At 60.8% G+C, this 4,542-nt stretch carries 6 protein-coding genes and 1 pseudogene; 3 read left to right on the top strand and 4 right to left on the bottom strand.

The genetic code is table 11. From position 1 onward, the window contains the following. The coding region (locus tag VW35_RS04095; RefSeq protein WP_046141774.1) for a sugar phosphate isomerase/epimerase family protein at positions 1–446 on the top strand (446 nt) is incomplete at its 5' end. Positions 447–714: 268 nt separating this feature from the next. On the opposite strand, the gene VW35_RS04085 is transcribed toward VW35_RS04095, so the two are convergent. From VW35_RS04085 to VW35_RS04075, 3 genes are all read right to left on the bottom strand, one after another. After that, positions 715–1,272 (bottom strand): TetR/AcrR family transcriptional regulator, encoded by a 558-nt coding sequence (locus VW35_RS04085; protein WP_046141772.1) that lies wholly within the window; start codon positions 1,270–1,272, stop codon positions 715–717. Between the two features lies 1 nt (position 1,273). Then, complete coding sequence (locus tag VW35_RS04080) at positions 1,274–1,738, bottom strand: nuclear transport factor 2 family protein (protein WP_046141771.1); 465 nt, start codon at positions 1,736–1,738, stop codon at positions 1,274–1,276. A gap of 256 nt (positions 1,739–1,994) precedes the next feature. Continuing rightward, positions 1,995–2,714, bottom strand: coding sequence for an SDR family NAD(P)-dependent oxidoreductase (locus tag VW35_RS04075; protein WP_046141770.1), 720 nt, complete (start codon positions 2,712–2,714; stop codon positions 1,995–1,997). Positions 2,715–2,783: 69 nt separating this feature from the next. Between VW35_RS04075 and VW35_RS04070 the strand changes: the two genes are divergently transcribed. Both VW35_RS04070 and VW35_RS20410 read left to right on the top strand, forming a co-directional pair. Continuing rightward, positions 2,784–3,467 (top strand): TetR/AcrR family transcriptional regulator, encoded by a 684-nt coding sequence (locus VW35_RS04070; RefSeq protein WP_046141769.1) that lies wholly within the window; start codon positions 2,784–2,786, stop codon positions 3,465–3,467. Between the two features lie 34 nt (positions 3,468–3,501). Continuing rightward, entirely contained in the window at positions 3,502–3,843 is a 342-nt protein-coding gene (locus VW35_RS20410; protein WP_152662475.1) for a type 2 periplasmic-binding domain-containing protein, read from the top strand. Here the strand turns inward: VW35_RS20410 and VW35_RS20405 are convergent. Then, positions 3,827–4,306 (bottom strand): annotated as a pseudogene (locus VW35_RS20405) (aldo-keto reductase family protein); the annotation flags it as partial. The gene VW35_RS20410 and the pseudogene VW35_RS20405 overlap by 17 nt on opposite strands. Between the last annotated feature and the right edge of the window lie 236 nt (positions 4,307–4,542).

Raw genomic sequence — 4,542 nt, 5'->3', positions numbered from 1 at the left:
TCATCGATGCGGTAAAGCCAAAGCGCACAAAATTCTCCCTCGAGATGGTGCCCTGGCTCGTGACCGACACGCCGGAAAACTATCTCAAGCTCTTGAAGGCGATCGACCGCGCGGAGTTCGGCGCCCACATTGACGCTGCCAACCTCGTGATCACGCCACGGCTCTATTTCAACACCGGCGCCATGATCCGCGAGGCCTTTGCGCTTTTGGGGCCATGGGTGGTTTCGTGCCACGCCAAGGATATCGTGATGAAGGGTGGACCGGGCACGATTTCCTTCCATCTCGACGAAGTGCCGCCGGGCGAGGGAAACCTGGACTATCGCGCCTATGTCGCGGAAATCGGCAAGCTGGGCCGCGATGTGCCGCTGATGCTCGAGCACTTTGGCGTGCCCGAATACCAGCGCGGTCTGCGCTTCCTAAAGAGCATTGCGCGCGCCGAAACATGATTCCAACGGCCGCTATCGACAAGCGAGATCGGCTGCCGCGCGGTTGGCTGCCAACGCTGGCGCTGGCCGCAACACTGGCCAATTCGCGTGGCGGCAGTGCATCGGGCCGTCGATTTGGGGCCGCGATGCCGATGAGGAGCACGCCAAGACCCGGGACCGCGATGGGCGCGCAGTATGGACGCGATTTTATCTGGCGTGTGACGCAGCAACAGCGGCGCTATATTGATGCGCTGCATGCGGCAATTGCCTGCTTGGCGAAGGCAATCCCTTAAGCCGCCAACTTGCTTCGAAGCTGGTCAATCGCGCGCTGGAACCTAATGGGATCGTCCATCGCCCGAGACAGTACAATCGCGCCCTGGATCGAGAGTACCGCGTCTTCGGAGAGGCTCTGCGCAAGCGCGGGATCTCTACCTTGTCGAATAAGGGCTGCTTTCAAAGCCTCTATCCAATTGCCAAAATACCCCCGAATAGCTTTGGAGAAGCGGTCGCGCGTATTGCCGACTGCCAAGGAGCCGACGAGGCAAACGCGCTGACCTGACTTGAAATAGGCGAGCGTCTCGTCGAGCATCAAATTAATGGCTTCATCAGCATCGTCCCCGTCTCGCAGGGGCGAATAGATGGAGCTTTCGAACCATTGATGGATATCGGCAAGGACGGCCTGCACCATCTCTTCCTTCCCGTTTGGGAAAAAGTGGTACAAGCTGCCCTTTCCAAGACCCGTAGCCTTGCTGATCAACGCCAGACTGGCGCCCTCATAGCCATACTCGCGAAAAACTTCGGCAAGGGGCGCAATAGCGTCGGATCTTTCGGCGACCAATCGAGCCATACTAGAGACCTAGATCGCTGAGGCTGGGGTGGTCATCGGGCCGACGACCCAACGGCCAGCGGAACAGACGCTCGCTTTCCGATATTGGCATTTCATTGATGCTCGCGTGCCGGTTCGCCATCAGGCCGTCCTCTACAAATTCCCAGTTCTCGTTGCCGTAAGCGCGATACCAATGCCCGCTGTCGTCCCGATATTCATAGGCATAGCGAACAGCGATCCGGTTTTCAGTAAAGGCCCACAATTCCTTGATGAGGCGGTATTCGTGCTCCTTGTTCCATTTGCGGGTCAAGAAGGCCTGTGCCTCTTCGCGGGTGGTGCAAAACTCGGCGCGGTTACGCCAATGCGTGTCCAGCGTATAGGCCAGAGCCACTTTCGCGGCATCGCGCGTGTTCCAGCCATCTTCGGCCAGACGAACCTTTTCGATGGCTGTTTCTCGGGTGAATGGGGGTAGAGGGGGGCGTGACATAGCGAGTTCCTGTACTGATCGGTATCATATGTACCAATCAGTACAATGCTCTTCGTTGAGCGACCTGTCAATCGCAACATTATCCGAGATGAGGTGCATAAAGGTGTCAGCTGATTATCAACGGGAGACTGGTAGTCGACCGTCCCCTTCCTACCCCTTTCGAGAAGTACGCTGGCAAAGCGATGGGCCGGCTAGATGGGGCATGGATGGCGCTTTTGGTCTTGGGCGGGCTGGAGGCGATAAGTGCAGGCGGCTTTTACCAGGGTGTGTAGCCTCCGGGTTCGATGAAGCGGCCGTTGTCAGCGCCGCCCAGAGCGTGCTGCACCGGCAGGCGCGCGCCTTCCTCGGGCGTCATGACCCCATAGCCGGTGAGGTCGGTCTTGACGAAGCCGGGACTGACGGAATTGACGACGATGCCGGTATCGCGAAGCTCCTCGGTGAGCTGGATGGTCAACATATTGAGGGCCGCTTTCGAGGCGTTGTAGCCGATATAGCGCTGCGCGAAATAGGGCGATGACGGGTCCGCGTTGACGCTCAGCGAGCCGAGCGAGCTTGACAGGTTGACGATCCGGCCCGCCGCGGACCGGCGCAGCAGCGGCAGCATTGCCTGGGTGACGGCGAGGGCGCCGACGAAGTTGGTTTCCATCACCTTGCGGACCGCAGAAATTGACGCGCTGCTGGGGGCGGCATCGGCGAAATCGAAGATGCCGGCATTATTGACGAGAATGTCGAGATGGCCATTATTGGCTGCGAGGGCGGCCGCGGCAGACGCGATGCTGGCCTCGTCCGTGACGTCCAGCGGGACCGAGGTCGCCAAAAGGCCCTGCGCCGCAAGATCGGCAACCGCCGCTGCGCCGCGCCCAGCCTCGCGCGAGCCGATGATAACGGTGACGCCGGCCCCGGCGAGCTGGCGGGCAATCTCGAGCCCAATGCCCTTGTTGCCTCCAGTGATGAGGGCAATGCGCTTGTTTGCCATGGATGATCCTTTCCAGTGTTTTGGAATGGCCATAATATGTGAAGCATCCTTCAGTTTGGGAATTCGCATATGGCTACCGCTGCACCCGCCTCGCTGGCGCCCCGGAAAAGGCCGCGCCAGGCGCGTTCGGCTGCAACGCTGGACGCGATTTTCGAGGCGACCATTCAGGTTTTGCTGGCAGACGGCACGCGGGCGCTGACCACGACGCGGGTGGCGGAGCGGGCCGGTGTTTCGGTGGGGACGATGTACCAGTATTTTCCGCACAAGCAGTCGCTGATCTTTGCGCTCAACGAGCGCTATCTCGAGGTGCTGGCGGCAAAAGTCGAAGCGACCTGTCGGGCGCAAATTGGCAAGCCGGTGGGGGAAATGCTGGCGGCGCTGATCGCGACCTATTGGCGGGCCAAGACCGAGCGGGCCGAGGTAACGCGGGCGCTCTATCGGTCGGTGGTCGAGATGGACAACGAGGCATTGGTCGAGGCCTTTGCCCGGCGGGTGGATGCCGCGACGACTGCCATGCTCGAGAGTGCCCCGGACGCCGCCTTTGCCAACCTGCCGATCGCGAACCTGACGCTGGTCACCGTGATTTTCGGAACGATCCGGAACGCCTTCGAGCGCAACCTGTCAGAGGCGGCGATCGAAGCGCTGCAGGTGGAATTGCTTGCCATGTGCCGGGCCTATGTGGGCCTCGCGCAACATAGCGCACCGGGACAGGAACGCCATCAATGCCGGCATAGCCGAGAATCGGCCGGGTGACATTCTGAAACTTGCCCTGGCGGTGGGAAATGGCGTGCTGCTCGAGCAGCAGAGGCAGGTGATCCCGGCAGGCCGACACGGCCGGGTGGCCGACTATCACCTTCGTGGGCATATCGCCCGGGGTGATCTCGTCGAGGTGCTGGCGGAAACCAGCCTTGCCGAGGATGACGAAATCCACGCGGTGTTCAAGGGCGCGACCCATATGCCGGTACGCACCAGGGTTTTTCTCGATTTCTTCGTGCCGCGATTGCCGGCCTTTCTGCAGCGCCAAAAGGCCGATCCAGACTGTCGCCCGGATCGTCGCGGATCGCCGGCGCATATTCGAAGTGCGTGCCGCCAACGAGCGCGTCGGAACTCTATGGGCCGCCGACGATGATACTCAGCCCCTCCGTCGCGACAGAGAGCATGACGCGCTCGAGCGCCTGGTCATGATCGAGCAGGGAATACCGGCCAGCCAGAAGAAAGCCGCCTGGCCGAGGCGCGTTGAGGCCCATGACCAGTTCGATCGGTTCAACCCGGTCGACCCCGAGGTCCCAGGCGCCGACGACCCTTTCATCACGCAAACGGTCAGGGGCTCGAAAGGCGCCTTTGCGCGCCGTTTCGAAAACAGAAAGCCATTCGTTGCCGTAAAAATCCTGAGCAAGATCATGCACGAAGGCGATATCGATCCTGTCGGTCCCGGTTGTCTTCGATCGATCGCAGCGTCGCATCGGCATAGTAGTCGTTGACGATTCTGTTGGGCCGTCCGAACTTGAAAACCTCCCCTTTTCTCCGAGGTCCCTGGCGCTCACATCCTCGACTTCGTCGCGAATGACGCGGCCGAACTTGGTGTTGAGCACTTAGTCTCCGCGTGACCTGACCCGAATTATGCCGACATTTTCCGCGATTTGCTCGCCAAGCCTGGTGCCACGACGGCCCAAATCGGCGATAACTTCAGCACGATAGTTGGTTGGTTCGCACGAGCCGCGGAAAAGGGAGACGGGTTTGTCCTGCTGTGCGACCAGCCGCGAAGGCGCCGTTTCAGCTCCTTTGTCTGCCGTCCCGTCGGTGGGGCGCGGACGAGTGGGGGAAGGGG

It is taken from the genome of Devosia soli (assembly GCF_000970455.1).
Classification (GTDB): domain Bacteria; phylum Pseudomonadota; class Alphaproteobacteria; order Rhizobiales; family Devosiaceae; genus Devosia; species Devosia soli.
Note: the sequence above shows the minus strand (reverse complement) of the source record. Positions and strands in the feature narration are given on the sequence as shown.

Coding starts and splice junctions, on each gene's coding strand:
- VW35_RS04080 (WP_046141771.1), bottom strand. CDS start 1,738: ATGTCACGCCCCCCTCTACCCCCATTCACCCGAGAAACAGCCATCGAA.
- VW35_RS04075 (WP_046141770.1), bottom strand. CDS start 2,714: ATGGCAAACAAGCGCATTGCCCTCATCACTGGAGGCAACAAGGGCATT.
- VW35_RS04070 (WP_046141769.1), top strand. CDS start 2,784: ATGGCTACCGCTGCACCCGCCTCGCTGGCGCCCCGGAAAAGGCCGCGC.
- VW35_RS04085 (WP_046141772.1), bottom strand. CDS start 1,272: ATGGCTCGATTGGTCGCCGAAAGATCCGACGCTATTGCGCCCCTTGCC.